Source organism: Microcystis sp. M169S2 (assembly GCF_020245865.1).
Taxonomy (GTDB): Bacteria; Cyanobacteriota; Cyanobacteriia; order Cyanobacteriales; family Microcystaceae; genus Microcystis; species Microcystis ichthyoblabe_A.
In genome coordinates, this window is record NZ_JADBUB010000041.1 from 1 (window position 1) to 22,085 (window position 22,085).

Here is a 22,085-nt window from a genome sequence, read left to right on the forward strand (position 1 = left end):
GAGAGAGCGCCCCAATATTCACTTGCTGTACCGCCAAAAATGACATCATTATACTCAGTTCCCTTAAACCCTTCAAAACTCTCAATCGAAGTAAAGGTATCAGTTTCCGTACCGACAGTAATTGTCCCACTCCCGGTAGCGCTGTCGTAGGTCATGGTTAAACCACTACTAGCATTACTGTAGTTAGCATCATAGCGATCATTACCACTACCACCATTTATCGTGTCATTACCCGCATCAGTGGTAAAGTAATCATCTCCATCCCCACCGTCAAGAGAGTCATTACCATTACCTCCATAAATATTATCGTTTCCCCCCAAACCACTTAAAGTATCATTTCCATCTAACCCAGAAATATTATCACTGTCAGAAGTTCCCGTAATATTATCATTTCCATTAGTACCCGTAAAATTCGCCTGTTCTACTTGAATAATTTCCCCATTGACTATAATTGTTGTCTGGTCATTCTCTCCTCGTAAAGCGTCTAAGGTTGCCACATCCAGACTATTTCCCTGCACCAACTCCGCAAAAATTGCCCCCTCATCTCCCGCGCTATCCACCTGATTAATTTGAGCATCCACATAATGCCCAATTTCTTCTAAAATTACATTAACTATCGCTGCTGACGAGGCCGTATTCAAAAAAGATGCTGATAGATAAATCTTATTGGTGCTGCTGGAATATGCACCATTCGCCGTTCCTAAAACCTCATCACTAAGTACCTCAATTGGGGGAATTTGACTAAAATTTCGGCTTTGCCACTGCTGTCGTAATTGCGTCGCCTTAACCACATCATAACTTGTGCCAAAAGCGATAGCAAAATTCGCCCAAAAACCATCAGATTGAGCGAAATCGAACAAAACATCGTCAACAACAGGAAGAATCGGCAAAAGGGTAGAAGTCATGACATTAACAGCAAAAGTTTATTGATAACAGTTTTAGCCTAACAATCCCCAATCTTTCAAGACCTCTGTAATAGAAATTAACATTTATTACAAGAAAACGGGTTTCTTCAAAAAAACCCGTTTTCTAGATATTAGGATAAGATTATTGGATTCTTGCCAAAGACTGCCTAAATTCTGCGAGAGAATTAGCGGTAGCTGCTAATTTTAGTAGCTCTTCTAAGATAGTAGGGTTAGTCATTTTGCCGATTATCTCTTCAATTTCTGAAGAAATCTGTCCAAAACGCACAGTTAAAACTGTTTTTATGGCATCGCGGCTTTTTTGTAACGCTCCAATTTCCTTACCGATTTCCTTACCGCGTTCCATTCCTCGTAACTCCCCAATTTCCTCACCAATTTTCCTTCCTCGTAACTCCATATTACTCATTAAAGGCATGGTTCTTTCCTCCTCAAATTGTTTGATTTTACTTTCTAAACTTGACTGCAATTCAGGGGATAAAGTCATCATATTGTCGATGATTTCAAACAGTTTACTAAGTAAGGTAGGTATTACCCACACTACTTATTTATGATGATACTAAAAGACTTCCTACACTCCTCAAAAGAATTTACTATAAGTGCGGCTTTTAACATCTCTTCTAAAACCGAAATAACTGAAGCATCATTGAGACATTGTCCAATATCTCCAGGAATCTCGCCTAGTCGGTTTTCCAAAACTTTTTTCACAAAATCACGAGCATTTTCTAACGCTCCAATTTCCTTACCGCGTTCTATTCCTCGTAACTCCCCAATTTCCTCACCAATTTTCCTTCCTCGTAACTCCATATTACTCATTAAAGGCATGGTTCTTTCCTCCTCAAATTGTTTGATTTTACTCTCTAAGCTTGACTGTAATTCAGGGGATAAAGTCATCATATTGTCGATAATTTCAAACAGTTTAATTATCTGTTCTCTCTCGAACTCCTTTTCATATAATCCCCTGATTAACTTCCACTTCCACTGTTCCCGTTGTGGCAGCTTCCCAGTAGTTGCTTTTGTTTTCAGGTGTGCCATGACTATTATAGCAAAGGGATTGCTACTTGTTTCTAGTTCTGACCAGTTTTCCTCATAGTCCAGTAATTTAACCGTTGGGAATTTCAAACTCACTTCACAGCCAGCGATAGTATAATTATAGGAATCTGGTCGCCAATTTACTCGTTCATCTCCTAATATAGCGAGACTGATAACTGGTTTCTGATACAAATCGAAGGCACGATAGTTATAAATATACATCCTCTGAGGGAAATTTTCTTCGTATTGACTTTGAATTTCAATATGAATCAAAATCCAGACTTCTTCACCCCTGAGTAACCAGACTTTATAGAGTTTGTCAGCGAAACGTTTTTTTGTCCTTGCTGAAGCGGTAATCCGTTTGAGTTCTTTTTCTAGGGATTCGGGAGTTTTTGTCCAATCAATTAATTGGTGAACTTCGGCAAAAAAGAAATGTAAAAACGCTTCAAAATACTCGCTTAATGCTTCTTTCCAGGGTTCATCATAATTGGCGGTTGTTGGGTTCATTTGAGTTGTTTGCTTACTCGTAGGCTGTGAAGCGCGATAGCGTAACGCACCGATTTAATAATAGAGGTGGTGGTGGTAATCTGGGGATTTTGTGGTAAAAAAGCGGATATTTGTTCGATTCCGTCTTGATTGGGAGAGAGAATAACGGTGGCGACTTCTGGAATTACTCCAGCTTGGAGACTTTGATAATCGCTAACACCAGCATCGAGGAAAACTACGGTAGCGGTTAAACGCTGATTTCTCGCACTATCCACCCGATTAGCTTGACTCAAGCCATCAGATTGAGCGAAATTGAACAAAACATCGTCAACAGCAGGAAGAATCGGCAACAGGGGAGAACTCATGATATTAACTGTAAAGGTTTATTGCTAACAGTTTTAGCCCAACAAGCGCCAATTTTTCAAGACTTCCATAACATAAGTTAACATTGATCGGGAAAACTGTATTTCTAAATCATCAGTTTTTCTGAATATTGTCTCTCAATTCCCCCCTCACAACTTAATCTAATTCATTTGCAGTTTGCAAAACCTCCTCATAAAGTTGATGACTGATGCGAAAATTTGCTTGGCTAATTCAGAGACTCCATTACCGGTTTAACCTTAGAAACCAATCCTCTATTTTTAGCAATTAAAAGAACTCCTAGAACCCCCGTAATTGACAGCCCCAAACGCACAGCCTCTCTCCGTCCAAGACGTTCATCAATTAACAATTCATCCGCCTTTAATTCTAAGGCAAGAGCGATTGCTTCTGCTTCGCCAATATCTAAATTATATTCATTCCTCAAACAAGCCACAAGTTCCAAATTAGCGGCTTGTTTAACCTGTATCCACTTCAGAGAAATTATCGCTTTAATGCGGATATCTTCCTCAGTTAAATTGGCTAATTCATTGGCAACTGCTTGGGGAATAACAACATTAGTATAAATATCTTTTAAGATTGACAGATAACCAACAAGATCAAGACTGCTGAGAGGAGAAGTATCGCTAATAATAATCATAGCCAACCTTTCTCTTTTAAATGCTTAATATCTTCCTGAAACTCAGCAACATCATAGTGAATACAAATTCCTCGTTCAGAAAGCATCCGTTGAAACTTTATTTGATTAATACCTAATAACTCACTTGCTTTTCCTAAGCTAATCTTATCTTGTTGGAATAACATAACAACAATTTCCTTCAACAGTTCATCCTCTGATAAACCACTTGCTTTAATCACTTCTTGGGAAATAACTAGAGTCATATTTTCTCCGTATTTTGATAAGAATTATACAAATGCTATCCTATGTTTTGCGGTCTGTCAATTCCCTTTGGCAGACCTCACTTCTAACTGTTAACTGTTAACTGAAATTCCCTCTCCGAAGCAATCTTACCCCTTGTCATGGCGAAGATGCGATCGCTAACGTCAAACCTAGGCAGTTAAAGTATTTAACCAATTGATTAAATCTTCAACCGTAGAGAAATCGAATAAAGCTTCTCCTAATACTTCGACATCATCAATACTTAACTCCATAATTTTAGATTCTAATGCAGGATTAATCTCCCCTAACTTGCGTTTAAGTTGACGAAGAATCAATGTCTTTTCCCGTTCAATACCTTGTTCAATACCTTGACGCATCCAACTGGTGGTAATTTGCATAACTCCCTCCTGTACGGGTTGACTAAATGTGCTAATTTCTTCTTGAAATTGTATCTCTTCGGCAGGATTTAGATTGAGATAAGTATCAATAAATCCAGAAATTAATTGCATTTTTGCAGGATTTAACCTTAAAGTAATTAACAAGCGCAGACATTCCGCCTTAACCTTAGCTCGCTCTTTCTCAGCAATGTTCATCTTAGCCATCAAAGCTGAAGCAACCGGATTTGGCTGATTGAGAAAATCTCGCCAATTTAATCGATTTAACTGCACGACTTGATAGTTAAATTCTAAGACTTTAAAATCGGGAAAATCGACCACATACTGACTAATCGCTGCTCTTTTTGGCTTTGAATAAGAAAAAATTACAATCGGATAAATCGGTAAGACAAATTTCTCATGAAAGCGAGCAAAATAAGTAAACATTCGCCGATTAAACCACTTGCGGGAACTTTCCTGCGCCTCGACATGAATCAGAAAAAAAGATTCTTTTCCTCGAAACTTAACTTGTGCGACGCGGTTGTTGGGTTCATTTGAGATGAACTATGACGGGATTTGGCATCATCCCCAGACGATTAGTTAAGCCGCCAGTTAACCTGACAGTATATATTAAGAAAAGCAACAAATACTTTACAGATAAACAAAAATATGCAACAAATTCTAGGATTAGAGACACAAGCAAAAATCTGGCATTGGCGGGGATTCAAAATCACCTATCAAAGTGCGGGGGAGACGGGACCTGCGATCGTGCTTGTGCATGGATTTGGGGCATCTTGGGGACATTGGCGGAAAAATATCCCCGTTTTAGGCGAAAAATGTCGCTGTTTTGCCCTAGATTTAATTGGTTTTGGCGGTTCCGACAAACCCGAACCAAAAAACGAGATCGATTACACTTTCGAGACTTGGGGGGCGCAGATTGCCGATTTTTGTCGGGAAGTGGTGGGGGGTCCCGCTTTTTTGGCGGGTAATTCCATCGGTTGCGTGGCCATTATGCAGGCTGCCGTCGATCATCCTGATTTTGTCCTTGGGGTAGCGGCGATTAATTGTTCCCTCAGACTACTACACGAAAGAAAACGGGGGGAATTACCCTGGTATCGTCGTTTAGGTGCAGATTTTGCCCAAATAATTCTCAAAAATAAAGCAATTGGGGCTTTTTTCTTCCAACAGATCGCTAAACCCCAGACAGTACGTAAAATTCTCCTGCAAGCTTATGGGCGCTCGGAAGCGGTAACAGAGGAATTAGTAGAAATAATCCTAAAACCCGCCCGAGATACAGGAGCGATCGAGGTTTTCCTCGCTTTTACCAGTTATTCTGGCGGCCCACTCCCAGAAGACCTGCTGCCGATTCTCCCCTGTCGGGCTATTCTGCTTTGGGGTAGCGAGGATCCCTGGGAACCCTTGTCCTTGGGCCGGGAATTAGCAAGATTCCCGACAGTAAAACAGTTTATCCCCTTAGCTGGTTTAGGCCACTGTCCCCAGGATGAAGCTCCAGAAATAGTTAATCCGATTTTATTAGACTTCCTGCAAGCTCCTATCTAGGGTTTGCGGCAAAAAGTTTGTTGGTGGGGGTAGGGTGTGGGGTGTGGGGTGTGGGGTGTAGGGTTTTACCCATTTTCAGGCGGTCAATTACCTAATTTTCAGGGAAAAAGTCCCTGAATTTTCCCCCCAATCACTCCAATCGCTGGTACTTTTTGATTTCAAAAAAGTCTAAAAATATTATCCAACAAGGTTTTTAGATTTATTCAGCAATCCCTATCTAAGTCCTTCTAGTAACCAGAAGACCGGGTATCAATGGGTTGTTGGATGGTGAAGCCTCGGTTAGTAGTTTGAGGGGGAACTTGATTGGGGATGCCATTATTGTTGGGCGGCATTCCCTGATTGGGATAACCGGTGACGTTGGGTTGACTGCCGTAAACGGGGGCCTGATATACGGGGGGTTGATAATAGTTGGATTGGTTGCTAGGGCCGGGGACCGGGTTAGGGTTGGCATTATTCCAGGAGGGTAGGGGCTGAGTATTTTGTTGATAAGGGGAATAATTTCCCTGGGGGTTGACTTGATTCGGGTTGCCCCCGGGGTTGAGATTAGAATAATTATTCAAGTTATTAGTCCGCGAGCGATTTTCGATTTCTCTCTGTAAAGGATAATTGCTATTGTTGCCACTAATCGGTTGCACTTGAATCGGTTGCAGACCTTTACTAGTATTCGGTACTGGATTTGGCTTGACTGGCGGCATTAACGGGGCGAATAAAGAGGGTTTCTGGTTGTCATTGGGATTAGTATTTAAAGGATCAAAAGGCTGCGTCGAGGCCGGTCTCCCCGGGCGAGCGGTATTATTATTGGCAGGAATGGCCGGCAGTGGTGCGGCAGTGGGGAGAGGAGTATCGGTAATCTTGTTGCTCCGGATTTCGCGCTCCTCCAAGGACATTCCTGGGGTATCGAATACCGAACCCAACCATCCAGGATTCTGTTGATATATTGAGAAAGCAATTAGAGCTAAGGAAAATATTCCTAGCGGCAGCCAAAATAAAGGTTGGGCAAAGGGTTTTAATCCTGCCAAGAAATAGCGCATCGAAGAAGAATCTTTATAGTTACTCATACCGCTTCACCCTCTATAGGTTTTCCTCCATGCTATCAAATCATTAAGCAGTGATCAGTTATCAGTAATCAGTTATCAGTTCACTGAGAAAACTCCCCACACCCCATCACCCCACACCCCACACCCCACACCCCACACCCCACACCCTACACCCCACACCCCACACTGTTCACCGACTAGGTACTGATACTATTTGCGAGCAATTGTCAAACAATTGTAAAACTTCGTTATATTTAAGGAACATTTGAGAGACTAAGGAGCAGCGGAGTTGTGGCTTTATACGCGGATTTGCATCGGCATTTAGGGGGATCGGTAGTACCGAGAATTCTCTGGCGCTACTTTCACAGACATGAGCGGGATTTAGCGGATAAATTCCCAGAATATCCCGCTTTTGAGGAATTTTACACCCGCAAACGCAATAGTTTAGATGAGTATTTGGAATTACATACCCTAGTCGAAAGTGTTCAAACCGCCCAAACTTTGCCCTATTTTATCTATCGTCTGATTCGCGGCGCTTACATCTTCGAGAATCTGGCCTATTTAGAATTGCGCTATACTCCCTACTATCGCACCGACGAACATTTGAACCAAACAGAGCGCATCGAGCAAATGCGATCAATTGTCGAGATCGTTGGTCAAGCCTCGAAAATGAGCGAATATCCGATTATTACCAGTCAAATTCTCTGTATGCACTCGCGACTTCCCTACGAAGTCAACAAAGCGATCGTTGATCTGGCCCTAGGGATGAGAGAATACGTCTGTGCGATCGATATTGCGGGGGGTGATTCCCACTACCAAACTCGACTAGAGGAATTTGCTGGTTTATACAGTTATGCCAGGGAAGAGGGTTTAAATACCACCGGCCATCTTTATGAAACAAAGAACGGTTGTTATCCCCAATTACTGCCCTATCTGCAAAGAATTGGTCACGGTATTCAAATTCCCCTACAATACCCAGAATTGCTGCCGGAAGTTGCCCGTCGTCATCAATGTTTAGAAGTCTGTCCCACCACCTATTTAAAAACTGGCACCCTTGAGAGTTTATCGCAATTAAAGATAGTCTTCGATCGCTGTTTTGAAGCGGGGGTTGATATTGCTATCTGTACCGATAATGCTGGTTTACACAATGTCCGGCTCCCCTTCGAGTACGAAAATTTACTCACCCTAGACGTGATCGATTTTCGACAATTACAAGCTTGTCAAGATGCGGCTTTTCGCCATGCTTTTGCTTGGCCCTATAGTCAAAAACCCGCCTCACTTTTAACCGGTTTGTTATCAGTGGATAATCCCAAATTACCGGTTTATCAGTAACACAATTAACTATAGTTTGGGTTAAGCAACTTCTTTACCGCTCCCGAACTATAGCGTTTTTCCACTCTCCTGCATCGGGTTTCGGGAATTCTACTGAATCTTGATTAAACTCAACCCAAAGAGAGTATAAGTACACAGAGAACCAAGACCGAACATCAGGGAACGAGCGATCGGGACATTAGTGATATAAAAAAGGGAAAATAAAAGCCGGAGGATCACAAAAGCGATCGCACAGTTAGCAGCCAGGGGTGAGGAGACTCCTGTGACGTAGGCCATGAGAGCGGCGGCACTATAGATCATAAAGGTTTCAAAACCATTTTGATGGGCCCAAGTTGCTCGTTTGGCGTAGTATGGGAGTTGATCGAACATGGCCCGGGGAGCGGAGGTATTGTAACCCACCTTAGCTCTAGCGTAGGCCACCAGCAGAAAAGGTAGATAGACAGAGATAGCGGCAGCCACTATCGAATAGAGAAGAATGGCACTGACGGAGAGATTCATCGCTGAATTTAGTCAAAATAAAATAGGGTAACCAGCTTGCGTTGATCTTCCGCTTCCGCGCAGGTTTGCAAAAGGGTTTGACTGTCGTGGAAAGCAAAACAGATTAACTGTTGACAACGATTGATAATCTCCCGATTACAGAGGCTGCTGGCTTCCCCTAGGGATAGATGGTCATTTTCGGGACATTCCACCAGATGGATAACCTGCTGAAGTTGTTCTTGGGATTCCAGGGGCTGGCGATCGAGACTTTGGGGTAAGATCACGGTTAACAGATTAGGATCTGCCCGCATTGCCCCCTTAATGACGGCGGAATTGGTTCCCGTCGCCCCGGAGGTCATAATCCGATTGCCCGCCAGCACGAGGGCATAGGCCATCATTTCGATCAATTGCTGGTGGGTGATGGGAACGTGACGGGAACCCAATAAAGCGACGCGCTTAGAACCGGTCTGCTGAATGGCGGCCAGTTCTTGAGCTAGAGTGTCTAGGGTGTTAGTGGTATCTACAGATTGACTCAAAGACTTTTACTGCAAATTCGGACTGATTAACCGTCCGTTATTGTAGCATCGAATTCTCATGATTGGAAATTTGGCCTAAAAAACCCCAGATGCTCATCGAGGGGTCCTTTCTGTGGTGGTCTCCTTGAGCCGTCAGAAATTGTTATTGGTGCAGAAGTGCCTCTAGATTCTACGGTAAGATAGCTGCATAGACGATACTTACCCCAGAGCCATGACCACTTCTCCTGTTCCCCAAGGGGACGACTTTAGCGATCGCCCAATCCGTCCCGTACAATATCGGGATTTAGAAGACATTGAAGCTTTAACCTTGGATGACTTCGATGAGGATATTGATCGTCGCGCCCAAAATTTCCGCACCCAGGTGCAGCAGGTGCGGCCTTGGTTTGGGTTGTTTAAAATTCTCAGTTTTTTTCCCAATCCTCTGCAACACCGTTTTCATGTCTATGTGGCCGAGTCCCTGGCCAATCGGGGAGAAGAAGGGAAAATTCGCGGGGCCATCCAAGTTTCCCCTTTTAATAGTAGTCGCAGCACTTGGCGGGTGGAACAGGTGCGGGTGCATCCGGCGGAGTCTTTAGGCGAACCCAAGGGCATCGGGGCGCAATTACTGCGTTATTGTCTAGAAACGGTTTGGGAAGCGCGCACCTGGGTGTTAGAGGTTAATATCAATCAAAAGGACAGTTTAGCCCTTTTTCGGCAACACGGTTTTCAGCCTTTGGCAGAATTAACCTATTGGTCTTTACCGCCGCAATTATTACAGGAATTGAGCAAACAAGAGGCAGATTTACCGAATTTAGTGCCTGTGAGCAATGCTGACGCTCAATTGCTCTATCAGTTAGATTGTGTGTCTATGCCGCCGCTACTGCGTCAGGTATTTGATCGCCATATCCAGGATTTTAAAATCAGTTTAGTTGATAGTTTGTTCGGTCGCTGTCAAAGTTGGTGCGGCGGTCCGCAAATTAGTCGCGGTTACGTTTTTGAACCACAACGAAAAGCGGCGATCGGTTATTTTGAATTAATCCTATCTAATCAGGATGAGCGACCCCATCAAGCGAAATTAATTGTCCATCCCGCCTACACTTGGCTCTATCCTAAGTTATTAATCCAGATGGCCCAGATCACGCGCAAGTATCCCCCTCGATCGCTAGAGTTGATATCGGCTGATTATCAGCACGAAAGACGGGAATATCTGGAACAATTGGGAGCAATCCGCAGTTCCCACACCCTGATGATGTCGCGCTCGGTATGGCACAAAATCCGCGAAACTAAGCCGGAAAATTCCGCCCTGGCAGAAATGCTGCAGGGTTTACAACCGGTGCCGCGAACTCCCATCCCTAGTCGGATGTCTTGGTTAAAATGGCCCAATAATCCCCCCCTAGACTCCCTCGACAGTCCGGGGGAACTTCCCCCCGCTAAACCCCCTTCGGAACCCCCGGATCAGGGGCATCCAGTGTAATGGAAAGGGTCGCCGCCTTGGGCTTAGATATCGGCAAAAAACGGGTAGGAGTGGCAGGATGTGACGGCACAGGTTTAATCGCCACCGGTTTAACCACGATTATCCGTTCTTCCTTTGTCGCTGACGTATCACAGTTTGAGGCAATTGTCAAGGAAAGAAATATTAAGATTTTGGTGGCGGGACTGCCCTATACCATGGCCGGAGAGTTAGGATTTCAGGCCAAACAGGTGCAAAAATACGCCCAGAAACTAGCGATCGCCTTGGATTTGCCCCTCGAATACATTGATGAGCGTTGCACGTCCCTAGAGGCGGAAGAATTCTTAAAAGCTAAAAAACAGTTTTCCTCTTGGGATAAGGGAGCGATCGATCGGGAAGCAGCGGCGATTATTTTACAACAATGGCTCGATCGCCGACGGCATCGACAACGCATCTAAAAGCATTTGTCATCGCCCGTCTCGCTCTTGGCGAATCAATACCGTACTGTCTAGCCATTTCACATCATCGGGTAATTCCCGATAGCGTTGTTTGACTGCCTCGATCAAAGCGGGAATCGACTGGCAGCGACGATCGGGAGTTTAAGAGTTTTCTGGCGATGCGGACAAGTTCGGACTAGCTTCTGATTCTGGCGACGACAAGAGACGTGTGGCTAGAAATTCGGTAAAATCTAAGACCTCTCTCTGTTTGTCTGGCGGCAAATCACGCCATCTCGATAGCAATAACTGTTCGCTGTTCATGAAAAGAATCCACTAAGAAACTCAGTCATCTGACCGTAGCAACGGAAGACTTTACTCAATTCTAGCAAGCAAAAAATCAACTCATTGATTGAACGAACAAAACTGATAACCGATAACTGATAACTGAATTTAAATAGAGACTTCGCTTAATTCACGAGTGAGATGATCAAAGGGTTCGGCGATCAAAGAGGTGTCGGCAATACCCGCCTCAGTAGCCATGGCTTGAATCATTTCGCTCATGATTTGGATACCGCGCACCGTCGGACCGATGGGAACACCCAGGGAATTATAGGTTTCCCGCAGTCCTTGCAGTACTCGCTCATCTAGAACATTAGTATCAGCAGCTACTAGGGCATAACTGGCATAGCGGAGATAGTAATCCATATCCCGCAGACAGGCAGAATAACGACGGGTGGTGTAGGCATTACCCCCGGCGCGGATCAATTCGGGAACTTCTTCAAATAGACGAATCGCCGCCCCACGCACGAGCGCCGCCGAATTAGCGTTAATTAGGGTGGCGGCAGCTAGACGGGCAGTTCCCGAGGCAAAATATTGTTTAAGATTATCGATCGCATCTCGATCGAGATAACGTCCGGTGACATCGTATTTTCTAATCAGGCTAGTTACCGCGTCTCGCATTATTAAGTTTCTCCCAACAGCAATAAAGACATTTTTGAGTTTCGCTTTATTTATAATCTCACAGGGTTGAACTTCGGGAGACATCCCTAGTCTAACTCTCTTGCTTGTCTAACAATTTGTTGTTTTTTTGAGACATTTCTTTACATTTAAGGCATTGGCCAGACCAGCGCTGGGTGGCGGAATTATCCCTTATTAAGTACCTAAGCAAAATTAATTACACATTTCGATAAAGCTTTTGCCTCTTGCCTATTGCCTCTTGCCTATCTTCACTAGGAAATTTATTTTGCACGACTACTTAGTCGAGGTAGTGGACGAGGCACTCAAAATGACGAGATTATCCCGATGAATAATGGTTTCTGCGGCCATATAACCTAATAAACTGGCAATACGCTCGGAATGTTGACCTTTAACTCGATCGATCTCCTCACTACTATAATTAACAATTCCCCGGGCCACTTCCCGGCCCTCTTGATCGCACAATTGCACCGATTCCGAGGCGCTAAATTCCCCCTCCACTTTGGTAATCCCGGCCGCGAGGAGAGATTTTCCCCCCTGACAAATGGCTTGAATCGCCCCCGCATCGAGATAGATTTTACCCATGGGCATTAGTCCGTAGGCGATCCAGCGTTTGCGGGCGTTATCACTGCGTTTTTGGGCCTCAAAACGGGTTCCGATCGCCTCTCCTGCCATAATTTTTAAGATATTACCGGGCTGCCGTCCCCTAGTAATCGCCATTTCTACCCCGGCGCTGGTGGCAATCCGGGCCGCGGCCAATTTAGTCGCCATACCCCCGGTCCCCCACTGACTGCCACTACTACCGGCATCGATCGATAGTTGCGCTAATTCCTCGGGAGTAACTCGGGCAATAGCCGCCGCTTCGGGAAATAGCCGCGGATCGGCACTGTAGAGGCGATCCACATCGGTGAGGATAAATAACCAGTCAGCCTCGATTAAACTGGCTACAAGGGCTGATAAAGTGTCATTATCGCCGAATTTTAACTCATCGATCGCCACCGTATCATTTTCGTTGACGATGGCAATTACTCCTAATTCAAACAAAGCCTGAAAGGTATTATAGGCGTTGACATAACAGGTGCGTTCCATCAATTCGGGACGGGTCAGCAAAATTTGGGCGATCGGTTGACCAAGACTGGTAAAGAGGTCATCATAGATCCGCATCAGACGACCTTGTCCGACGGCGGCGATCGCTTGTTTGAGGGCGATTTTTTTCGGTCTTTCCTGTATTCCCAGACGACGGCAGCCCACCCCCACGGCCCCAGAAGATACTAATACCACCCGATGACCAGCAGCGCGCAACCGGGTGAGGACTTCCACTAAAGCGGCGATCGTGGATAGGGATAATTGGCCGGTTTCATTATCGGTCAAACTGGAAGTACCGATTTTGATCACTATGGTTTGGTTCATCGTCAAAAGGTGTGGGGTGTGGGGTGTGGGGTGTGGGGTGTGGGGTGTGGGGTGTGGGGTGTAGGGTGTGGGGTGTAGGGTGTGGGGTGTGGGGTGTAGGGTGTGGGGTGTAGGGTGTGGGGTGTGGGGTGTAGGGTGTGGGGAGAAACAATTCATAACTTGAGAGTTAATCACACTATTAAGTGGGTGGGTGGAATTAAATATAAGATGAACGTAGGTTGGGTTGAAGCATGAAACCCAACGCCAGCATAGTTTACGCTACCGCTAACCCATCCTACAAATAATTGTGCCTCCCTACTTAAAAACTGATTTGGTATTAGATTTATTCAGCCAGCCCTAGATAGCCAAAGCTTTGATGGCAACTTTAATTAAAGTATAAAAACGGGGTTCAGTCACGTTGACTTCTCTAGCTTGTTGTCGATTTTTGCCTAATAAACCAATGCGCTGCCCTTTCTGCACGACTAAAATATCGCCCTGTTCATTTTTGATGCGAATCTCATTTAAATCAACCCAAAAACTACATTGATACATTTTATCGGCGTGCATAAAAATTGCTTTTTTAATATTATCATTTTCTTGGGGTAATCGCACTCCCACTAATTCAATTTCTATGGTTGTATTACCATTCCAAGTATTTTCTTTGAGTTTATAGGCAATATCTAAACGAGTTGGTAAAGGACAATATTCGCCCCAACGCCAAGCTAGGGCTTGAATTCTGGTATCATCCCTTTGAGCCAGCAATAATTTTAAATGATTTTTTCCGATGGTTTTCTGTTCTACTATTCGCACGTTAGGAGTCCAAAAAACGGGTAATTCATTGCCAATTCCCCAGGGTTGCAAACTATCAATTTGTTGAAAAAGTTGCAGGTTTATTTGTTTAAAGTCTAGGATAGTGTCAATTTTAATTAAAGGTTTTAATTGTTCTATTTGTAAAATTTTGTGAGAAAATTGACTTAATCTTTGTTTAAATGCTAGTAAATTAGCTGTGGGTAAACTAAAACCCCCCGCCATTTTATGACCGCCAAATTTTCCTAGTAAATCTTGGCAAAATTGCAGGGCTTCAAAAACGTGAAATTCTTCAATTCCTCTGGCAGAACCGCGAATTTTACCTGGCTCTTCTTCCTCATAAGTACCGATAAAAACTGGCACTCCGTAGCGTTCCACCAAACGGGATGCCACAATACCAATTACCCCATGATGCCAATCTTTTTCGACTAAGACTAAAACCCGATCTTTTTGCCAGAGAATCGGCGTTTCCTCTACTAATTTAATCGCTTCTTCTTCAATTTTTTCGCACAATTCTTGACGGGTACGATTAATTTGTTCGCACTGCATTGCTCTTTCTAAGGCAATTCCTGCGTCATCGGTGGTTAATAATTCAATAACTATCTGGGGATCGCCAATTCTACCGATTGCATTAATTCTCGGCCCCAATTTAAAGCCAATATCATCCGGTTGTAATTGCTTTTGTTCCTCGCTAATTCCCGCTATTTGCATCAGGGATTGAATCCCGACTAATTGGGATTTGGGTAATTTTCTTAAACCCCGTTTTAACCAGCGACGATTTACCCCAATTAATGGAGCTAAATCTGCTATAGTGCCTAGGGTAAATAATGATAATAATGACTCGGTTAATCCCTGTAATTTACCCATTTTTTGGGCAGTCGTCACCGCTAAAATATAGGCGACTCCCACCCCCGCTAATCCCTGATAGGGAGAGTTCGGGGTTAATAATTTTGGGTTGAGAATAGCGGAGGCATTTGGTAAAATTGGCGGCAGATCGTGATGATCGGTGATAATAACTTTTAATCCTAATTCTATCGCTAGGGCGATCGGTTCGTGAGCGGAAATACCATTATCAACGGTGAGAATCAATCCGACTCCCGACTCGGCAAATTCTTCGACAATGCGCTGATTAATTCCGTATCCCTCTTTCATGCGACTGGGTATGGCATGATTTACCCTAGCGCCGAGATGTCTCAAGGCTCTTAGCAGTAAAGATGTACTGGTCATGCCATCGGCATCGTAGTCCCCACAGATAGCAATTTTATCGCCTCTGGCGATCGCTTTTACTAATAAATTGACACTTTTTTCTAAGTCGGGAAATTCTCCCAGGGGAGAGGGTAAGATATCCACTTCGGGATCAATATAAGTTTTAGCTATTTCTGGGGTATCAATACCGCGATTAATTAAGATAGTTGCTAATAAGGATGATAATCCCATTTCCCGCGCTAACCCCTCGATTTTTTCGGAATTAGTTGCGGCAATATACCAGCGTTGGATGGGATATTTGTAGGGCATTTTTTGTTAAGTAAAAAGGTAAGGTGCGTTACGCTGTGCTAACGCACCAAAAACAGGGTTAAAAGCGGATTTGGATGGCCCCAGCGGGAGGTTGAAAGGGGAGATTACTATTATTAATTCTCAGGGGAGAAGTAGGTATTACCTGCACATTTGGGGTGGTGGGTTGACTTTCGTTTGTACTCAGTAAAGTCAATTGATTAATACTAGGATTAATCGCAAATTGTTGGGTGATAACTCCCGACGGACAACAGGAAGGATCCCGGGGGAGAAATCTTCTCATATTGACGGTGATCATACCATCTTTAGCACTAAGATTATCGACAACTACTCGATCGGCTAACAGGACAGTATCGGTGTTAGTGGCAGTACCGTTATTATCGATCACTAGGGCTAAATAATGTAATTGCTGTTGCTCTCTGGTAATCACTCTTAATACGACAATACCATCAGTCCTTTGATCATTATTATAGTCCCCCATCAAGGCTTCTCGACTGACTTGCACTCCTAAAATTTGTCCCTCATTGGATTGAAAAATACCATCGCTGACAATTACGGAACCCCGATTGGGAATGTTATAGACGGTGTTTCTTAAATTATCCACGCTCAGGGGTGCAGATTGGGCAAGTAAGGGCAGAGAATTGTTTAATAGTAAACTGATACCCAGGAGGATAGATTGAGGCAAAACTGCTAATTTAATCATGGTTGTAATGGATTGGGTATATTTTCTTGAGTATCGAATAACCGCAGGTTATTAATGGTACAAACCATCCCCTGTTGTGCTGCTAATTTATCTCGCCATTGGCTTAATTGTTGTTGACCATTACTACCATTTAACCAGTAAACTGTCAAGATGCCGAGGGTTTGTTCTGGTTCACAGGAAAAGCCGAGAGTTTGAGCGGGTATGTCGGTATTTCCCTCACGACATTGCCAACCTTGTTTTTCAATTAATTCTTTCCAACTTTTCTCTTCTTTGGCAGCCACGGCAATGCGTTGATCTCCTTGGTTACAAACCCAATTTTTCTGCTGGGTGGGATCATTCGGTAGATCACCAAGATTGGGGGAATTTTGCTTAATTGGGGGAAGCGAGGGGACTTGAGCATGAACGGAAAAAATCGGTAGTATTAGGAAAGTACCGACGAGCATTTTTAACAGTTTCATCCTTTAAAATTGCCATATTTAGGGATTTATGCCTTTAGAATATCACGTTTTTGAGGTATGGATAAAATACTCTCTTAAGATATGTTTAAATCTTTAATTATGGTTTCGATCGCATCAAAGGAAAATTCTCCGGCTAACTGTTGTAAACCTTGGGCAAGGGTAGCATAATCGGAGGGAATTTCTGCGGTTAGGGCGATAATTTTTTCATCATCACATTCTCGGGCTGCTTGTTGCAATTGTCCAATCCAGTCGGGACTGATTAATTTTAATAGGGATTGCAGGGAATCGAGGAAAACTGGCGAATAATTGAGCTGATTTGGCTCATTATCGGCATAAATATATTTTAATCCTAAATATTCGCCCATTTTTTGCCAAATAACTTCCTCTCGGAAAGGTTTACGCACGAAATCATCACAACCGGCGGCAATAACCAAGGCGCGATCTTCTTCAAAAGCACTGGCAGTTAGGGCAATTATCACCGTTTTTCCGCGATTATCAGCCTCTAACCGCCGAATTTCCCTAGTTGCTTCGTAACCGTCTTTAACTGGCATTCTCATGTCCATCCAGATAAGATGAGGTTGCCATGCTTGCCAAATTGCGATCGCTTCTTGACCATTAGCGGCCTCTTGCACGGATAATCCTAGGCTAGTCAGGAGTTTCAGCAACAGTAAACGGCTTTCCGGTCGATCATCGACGACTAATATGCGATATTTAGGCTGATTTTCGGCTAAAGCGATCACTTTTGCCCTATGGGTTTCGGTTTTAATCTCATTTTCCCCCACTAAACCTACCTGAATATCAAAACTAAAAACACTTCCTTGACCCAGAATACTACTAACTCCGATCGCACCTCCCATCAACTCAACAAATTTTTTACTGATAGGTAAACCCAATCCTGTCCCCTGTTGGGATTTTCGTCCCGTTTCCGTTTGGTTAAAGGGTTGAAATAGCTTATAAATCTCCTCTGGGGCGATTCCTGCGCCTGTATCTTCAATTTCCCAGAGCAATCGCTGGTAATCTCCTCTTTTCTCTCCTACTTTTCCCCGGAGAGTTACCCCTCCCGACTCGGTAAACTTTAATCCGTTACCCAAGAGATTGATGAACACCTGTCGCAATTTACTTTCATCAGTACATATATATTGGGGCAGATCGGAGCTGCGATCAAAAATTAAGCTTAAAGCTTTTGTCTGCGCTTGTGGACGGAGCATTTCGGCAATATTATCTAAAAGAGCGTATAAATCGAAATTACTAGGGTTAAAAACCGTTCTTCCCGCTTCTATCTTCGACATTTCTAGAATATCGTTGATTAACTCTAATAAATGTTCCCCGCTACGATTGACAATTTCCAAATATTGGCGATATTCACTGCTGATACTGCTATCCCGGGATATTAAGCGAGTAAAACCCAAGATAGCATTAAGAGGAGTGCGTAATTCATGGCTCATGTTAGCTAGAAACTCACTTTTAGCTTTATTTGCTTTAACTGCCGCTTCTTTAGCCTCTTTTAACTCTTTTTCCGCTTCATATCTAATTTGTGCGATCGCAATTAATTCTCCCAGCAACCGCACAAAGGTGACATCTTCCTTTGTCCATTGCTTTTCTGCACTTGCATCCAATCCCAGATAACCCACCGTTACCCCATAACTATCCCACATGGGAACGATTAAGAGACAGGGAGTAGGACTATGAGCGAGAATAGTTCTTTCAGGGATAGCAGTAGCGGGTAAATCGTCTAAAGAGTTCAGTTTAACTGGAATACCGTTTAATAATTGTTCAGAAAACCAAGGAAAGGTTTCCGTTGAGAGATTTTGTGATTGTTCCCGAATCGGGATAACTTGCGGATAGTCGGGGTGACAGTATTCATAAACCATACTCCACTGCTGACGACAGGTGGAATATTGAATAATGTAACAGTGAGCGCTCTGGGTAAATTGACAGAGCAGTTCTAGGGTATGATTGATCGCCAAGTGGATATCTTGAGCAATTAGTAATCTTGTCACCCGCGAGAGCAAATTATCGCGATAGGCCTGCATTTCTAGGGTTTTTTCCCGTTTTTTGCGCTCATTAATATCCGTGTGGGAACCTGCCATGCGTAGAGGCTGCCCCGACTCATCCCAGAGAGCCTCACCCCGGGCTAAAATCCATTTATAACTGCCATCCTTGCAGAGGAGACGAAATTCGGCTCGATATTCGGGAATTTCCTGGTGAAGATATGCTTGCAAACAGTTAAGCATTCGATCAAGATCTTCAGGATGTAGTAAATTTTTCCATGTATCGAAATGATTGGCAATTTCCCCGTCACTATAGCCTAACATCTCCTTCCAGCGCGGCGAGACAAAGAGAGTTTGCGTTCTGACATTCCAATCCCAAATCCCGTCGTTACCCCCTTGCAGGATTAATTGCCAACGTTCCTTATTTTCCTGCCATTCCTGCTGAATTTGCCTAAAACTCTGCCTTTCCTGCTGCCAAGACTGGATAACAGCCTCTAATTCCCGTTTTTTAGACTCTAGTTCCTCAAAATCACTCATAATCAGTTATCAGTTATCAGTTAAAAGGGTTTGGGTGTTGGGGTTTTAGGGTTTTAGGGTATTAGTTGAATTTCCCCATCACCCCACTTCCCCATCACCCCGTCTCCCGTCTCCTGTCTCCCGACTCAAAAAACAGTAAACTTTTCCCCTATTATGTTCTATAGGAATTTTACCGAATCGATATGCTCAAATTATTAGCTTCTCTCCTTCTCTCCTGCTGTGTAGCCTTGGGTGTTTCCCTGTCACCAGCTGCTGCCATGGGAGTCTATGACCTCCCTATTTTAAGCCCCGGAGCGCCCACTTATGTAGTCGATCCCGTTGCGGCCATTAGTGCCGCTAACGAAGGAAAATTAAATAAAGATCTGAAAAACCTCGCCGAAAAAACTGGACAAGAAGTGAGAATGGTGGTAGTCCGGCGCTTGGATTACGGTCAAAAAATTGACAATTTAGCCGATGATATCCTGAGAGAATGGTATCCTAATCCCGAAGATCGTGCCAATCAAACTATCGTCGTTCTTGATACTTTAACCAATAAAACTGCTATGCGGGTTGGGGAGGAAGCAAAACCCCTATTAACCGAAGCTATTGCCGATAGTATCCTCTCGGAAACTATGGCAGTTCCCCTCAAAGATGGGGGAAAATATAATCAAGCTTTACTCGATGCTAGTCGTCGTCTAACGGCGGTACTTTCTGGAGAAGCGGATCCCGGACCGCCAGAAGTAGCGACAATTAATATCGAAAGTACCTTTACTACCGCAGAAGAAACTGACGATAAAAACGCCACGATTTGGGTGATAGTTTTACTGGTTTTAGCCACAGTAATTCCCATGGTTACCTATTTTTGGTACGCTGGTTTTGGTCGCTAAATTGAATTAATGATCTGGGACTGATACAGCTAAAATATTCTCAGAGATAGTACAATCTTCCGCCTGAATGAGCAAGATTAATTAACTTCTGGTAGTAGATTTTAGTTGTGTCAGTTCACCCCATTTGCTTAACATTAATAACTAATGTCTAAAATGGTAAATAAATTACAATCCTATTATCGAGAGGAGGAAGGAACTTACTTAATTGAAATTAAACTTAATCAGTTACAGCAAGTCTTTAATTCTCTCGATCCTTCGCCATTTTTAGATAGAGATTTAGACGATAACGCCGAAAATTATATTATTAACTCTGTGGATGAATTCCCCCTAAATACCCCCCTTAAATTAGTCTTTTATCTTCCCAGTAACGAACAGAATACCGCCCGACATCTGTTACCCTCAGCTTTACATAATTATTTTGACTATCGCCAACAGGTAGAACAAAGAAAATTACGCATGATTTGGCGACAGGGACGCATATCTTTGCTAATTGGTCTCTCCTTTCTTTTTGTTTGTTTGAGTCTCAGCGAATTAATTAGTCGTTTTGGCACCGATACATTTATTCACTTCTTAGAAGAAGGATTATTAATTAGTGGTTGGGTGGCCCTCTGGCGACCTTTAGAAATTTTTCTTTACGAATGGTGGCCCGTCAGTTATCAACAAAAGATTTTTGCTAAACTAGCCTACATCCCCATTGAAATCCGTCTCTTAGAGGAACCATCCACCCCAGACTCTTTTCGATAGAGCTAATCCTCCCGATGGCTTGTCTTCAAAGTTACAAAGCTTTTAGTTGAGGGGGTTTATAATAAAAGTAACTCTGTACAAAGCTTATCGGTTTTCAGCTTGGCTATTACTTTCTCCTCAAACTTTTAAGTAAGTAGTCGGGCCTAACTTTTTTCAGTCTGGCGATTATTGGCGTTTCATCTCTACCAATCCTGACAAAATTTCATTTAGATAGGAGTCCTAATGTTAATCCGTGTTGGTTATGAATTTGGCTTTGATGCCCCCTTACCCGTGGTCATGTTGTTAAAACTTTATCTACACCCATCAATTTTAAATCAAGTTAGACAACCAGAAAACTTGCAGGTGGAACCGGCAACAAAAATAGAAGAATTTTTAGATAGCTTCGGTAATCGAACCAGTCGTCTAATTTTACCCGACGGAGAGATCCGCATTCACAATGAAGCAGTTATCGAGAATGAATGGAAACCCGATATCGTTAATTGGAATGCCCAAGAAATTCCCTTAACAGAGTTACCAACCCAAGTTTTTCCCTACTTAATGAGTAGCCGTTATTGTGAAGTAGATTTGCTTTCGGAAATTGCCTGGGAACTTTTCGGACAAACTCCCCCCGGTTGGGCAAGAGTACAAGCGGTTTGTGATTGGGTTTATAGTCACATTCGTTTTGGTTACGAATACGCGCGAGTGACAAAAACCGCCTATGATGTCTATCGGGAAAGAACGGGGGTTTGTCGCGATTTTAACCATCTAGCTTTGACTTTTTGCCGTTGCCTCAATATTCCCGCCCGTTATGCCTCCGGCTATCTCGGGGATATCGGTATTTCTCCCCAACCTCTACCGATGGATTTTAGTGCTTGGTTTGAAGTTTATTTAGACCATCAATGGTACACCTTTGATGCTCGTCATAACACCCCCAGAATCGGGCGGATTTTAATGACTCGCGGCTTAGATGCCGTCGATGCTTCCCTAACAACTTCTTTTGGTCAAGTAAATTTAACAAAATTTAAGGTATGGACGAGCGATGTTTCCCATCTCTATGCTTAATCAGAGTATTTATTACAGCCTTTTTGATCAAATCGGGGCTAAATAGGGTCTGCTGAAAAAGTACGGGCGAAGCATTCGGGCAATAACCTATCGGTGAAACCGTAGATTTTCTATCCGAATGCTTCGCCCCTACAGGACACGGGCCGATGAAGACGCAAGGTTTTGAACGAAGATTCTCTCAAAA

General features: G+C 43.5%; 20 protein-coding genes and 3 pseudogenes. 7 read left to right on the forward strand and 16 right to left on the reverse strand.

What is annotated here, in order from left to right; translation table 11 throughout:
- The 7 genes and pseudogenes from IM485_RS04975 to IM485_RS05005 all read right to left on the reverse strand — a co-directional run.
- A partial coding sequence (locus tag IM485_RS04975; RefSeq protein ID WP_502882157.1) for a calcium-binding protein occupies window positions 1–905 on the reverse strand: 905 nt, incomplete at its 3' end.
- A gap of 142 nt (window positions 906–1,047) precedes the next feature.
- A pseudogene (locus tag IM485_RS04980) lies at window positions 1,048–1,434 on the reverse strand (hypothetical protein); the annotation flags it as partial.
- A gap of 26 nt (window positions 1,435–1,460) precedes the next feature.
- Window positions 1,461–2,459 (reverse strand): RpnC/YadD family protein, encoded by a 999-nt coding sequence (locus tag IM485_RS04985; RefSeq protein WP_287741677.1) that lies wholly within the window; start codon window positions 2,457–2,459, stop codon window positions 1,461–1,463.
- Window positions 2,456–2,803 (reverse strand): DUF4347 domain-containing protein, encoded by a 348-nt coding sequence (locus IM485_RS04990; protein ID WP_287741679.1) that lies wholly within the window; start codon window positions 2,801–2,803, stop codon window positions 2,456–2,458. Before IM485_RS04990 ends, IM485_RS04985 begins: the two co-directional genes overlap by 4 nt.
- 154 nt (window positions 2,804–2,957) lie before the next feature.
- Window positions 2,958–3,456: pseudogene (locus IM485_RS04995) on the reverse strand (PIN domain-containing protein).
- Window positions 3,453–3,698: a UPF0175 family protein gene (locus IM485_RS05000; protein WP_002756573.1), complete on the reverse strand. Its 246-nt coding sequence runs from the start codon at window positions 3,696–3,698 to the stop codon at window positions 3,453–3,455. Before IM485_RS05000 ends, IM485_RS04995 begins: the two are co-directional and overlap by 4 nt.
- 168 nt (window positions 3,699–3,866) lie before the next feature.
- A pseudogene (locus IM485_RS05005) lies at window positions 3,867–4,607 on the reverse strand (Rpn family recombination-promoting nuclease/putative transposase); the annotation flags it as partial.
- A 132-nt stretch (window positions 4,608–4,739) separates the two neighbouring features.
- Here IM485_RS05005 and IM485_RS05010 point away from each other — a divergent pair.
- Window positions 4,740–5,630, forward strand: coding sequence for an alpha/beta fold hydrolase (locus tag IM485_RS05010; protein ID WP_287741681.1), 891 nt, complete (start codon window positions 4,740–4,742; stop codon window positions 5,628–5,630).
- 227 nt (window positions 5,631–5,857) lie between these two features.
- On the opposite strand, the gene IM485_RS05015 is transcribed toward IM485_RS05010, so the two are convergent.
- On the reverse strand, window positions 5,858–6,688 hold the full coding sequence (locus IM485_RS05015) for a hypothetical protein (protein ID WP_287741683.1): 831 nt from the start codon (window positions 6,686–6,688) through the stop codon (window positions 5,858–5,860).
- A 270-nt stretch (window positions 6,689–6,958) separates the two neighbouring features.
- On the opposite strand from IM485_RS05015, the gene IM485_RS05020 reads away from it, so the two are divergent.
- Window positions 6,959–7,999 (forward strand): adenosine deaminase, encoded by a 1,041-nt coding sequence (locus IM485_RS05020; protein ID WP_104395763.1) that lies wholly within the window; start codon window positions 6,959–6,961, stop codon window positions 7,997–7,999.
- Between the two features lie 90 nt (window positions 8,000–8,089).
- Here IM485_RS05020 and IM485_RS05025 read toward each other — a convergent pair whose 3' ends face one another.
- Window positions 8,090–8,497 carry an MAPEG family protein gene (locus tag IM485_RS05025; RefSeq protein WP_287741685.1) on the reverse strand — a complete coding sequence of 136 codons (408 nt, stop codon included), beginning with the start codon at window positions 8,495–8,497 and terminating at the stop codon, window positions 8,090–8,092.
- Between the two features lie 8 nt (window positions 8,498–8,505).
- Window positions 8,506–9,012, reverse strand: a complete 507-nt coding sequence (locus IM485_RS05030; RefSeq protein WP_002741066.1) for a hypothetical protein — start codon at window positions 9,010–9,012, stop codon at window positions 8,506–8,508.
- Window positions 9,013–9,223: 211 nt separating this feature from the next.
- On the opposite strand from IM485_RS05030, the gene IM485_RS05035 reads away from it, so the two are divergent.
- Together IM485_RS05035 and ruvX are read left to right on the forward strand one after the other, a co-directional pair.
- Window positions 9,224–10,465, forward strand: a complete 1,242-nt coding sequence (locus tag IM485_RS05035) for a GNAT family N-acetyltransferase (protein WP_104395765.1) — start codon at window positions 9,224–9,226, stop codon at window positions 10,463–10,465.
- A complete protein-coding gene (gene ruvX / locus IM485_RS05040) occupies window positions 10,465–10,899 on the forward strand; it encodes a Holliday junction resolvase RuvX (protein WP_287741687.1) in 435 nt (144 codons plus the stop codon). Before IM485_RS05035 ends, ruvX begins: the two co-directional genes overlap by 1 nt.
- 429 nt (window positions 10,900–11,328) lie before the next feature.
- Here ruvX and apcB read toward each other — a convergent pair whose 3' ends face one another.
- The 6 genes from apcB to IM485_RS05070 all read right to left on the reverse strand — a co-directional run bounded on the left by apcB (window position 11,329) and on the right by IM485_RS05070 (window position 19,250).
- Window positions 11,329–11,838: an allophycocyanin subunit beta gene (apcB, locus tag IM485_RS05045; protein WP_104395964.1), complete on the reverse strand. Its 510-nt coding sequence runs from the start codon at window positions 11,836–11,838 to the stop codon at window positions 11,329–11,331.
- Window positions 11,839–12,129: 291 nt separating this feature from the next.
- On the reverse strand, window positions 12,130–13,263 hold the full coding sequence (proB, locus tag IM485_RS05050) for a glutamate 5-kinase (RefSeq protein ID WP_104395768.1): 1,134 nt from the start codon (window positions 13,261–13,263) through the stop codon (window positions 12,130–12,132).
- 336 nt (window positions 13,264–13,599) lie between these two features.
- Window positions 13,600–15,564 (reverse strand): single-stranded-DNA-specific exonuclease RecJ, encoded by a 1,965-nt coding sequence (gene recJ, locus IM485_RS05055; protein ID WP_287741689.1) that lies wholly within the window; start codon window positions 15,562–15,564, stop codon window positions 13,600–13,602.
- Between the two features lie 58 nt (window positions 15,565–15,622).
- Window positions 15,623–16,264: a hypothetical protein gene (locus tag IM485_RS05060; protein ID WP_287741711.1), complete on the reverse strand. Its 642-nt coding sequence runs from the start codon at window positions 16,262–16,264 to the stop codon at window positions 15,623–15,625.
- Window positions 16,261–16,722: a hypothetical protein gene (locus IM485_RS05065; RefSeq protein ID WP_104395771.1), complete on the reverse strand. Its 462-nt coding sequence runs from the start codon at window positions 16,720–16,722 to the stop codon at window positions 16,261–16,263. Before IM485_RS05065 ends, IM485_RS05060 begins: the two co-directional genes overlap by 4 nt.
- Before the next feature lie 74 nt (window positions 16,723–16,796).
- Window positions 16,797–19,250, reverse strand: a complete 2,454-nt coding sequence (locus IM485_RS05070; protein WP_104395772.1) for a PAS domain-containing protein — start codon at window positions 19,248–19,250, stop codon at window positions 16,797–16,799.
- A 182-nt stretch (window positions 19,251–19,432) separates the two neighbouring features.
- On the opposite strand from IM485_RS05070, the gene psb32 reads away from it, so the two are divergent.
- The 3 genes from psb32 to IM485_RS05085 all read left to right on the forward strand — a co-directional run bounded on the left by psb32 (window position 19,433) and on the right by IM485_RS05085 (window position 21,901).
- Window positions 19,433–20,116 (forward strand): photosystem II repair protein Psb32, encoded by a 684-nt coding sequence (gene psb32, locus IM485_RS05075; protein ID WP_104395773.1) that lies wholly within the window; start codon window positions 19,433–19,435, stop codon window positions 20,114–20,116.
- 144 nt (window positions 20,117–20,260) lie between these two features.
- Window positions 20,261–20,860 (forward strand): hypothetical protein, encoded by a 600-nt coding sequence (locus tag IM485_RS05080; RefSeq protein WP_104395774.1) that lies wholly within the window; start codon window positions 20,261–20,263, stop codon window positions 20,858–20,860.
- A 222-nt stretch (window positions 20,861–21,082) separates the two neighbouring features.
- Window positions 21,083–21,901 carry a transglutaminase-like domain-containing protein gene (locus IM485_RS05085; protein ID WP_104395775.1) on the forward strand — a complete coding sequence of 273 codons (819 nt, stop codon included), beginning with the start codon at window positions 21,083–21,085 and terminating at the stop codon, window positions 21,899–21,901.
- The last annotated feature ends 184 nt before the right edge of the window (window positions 21,902–22,085 follow it).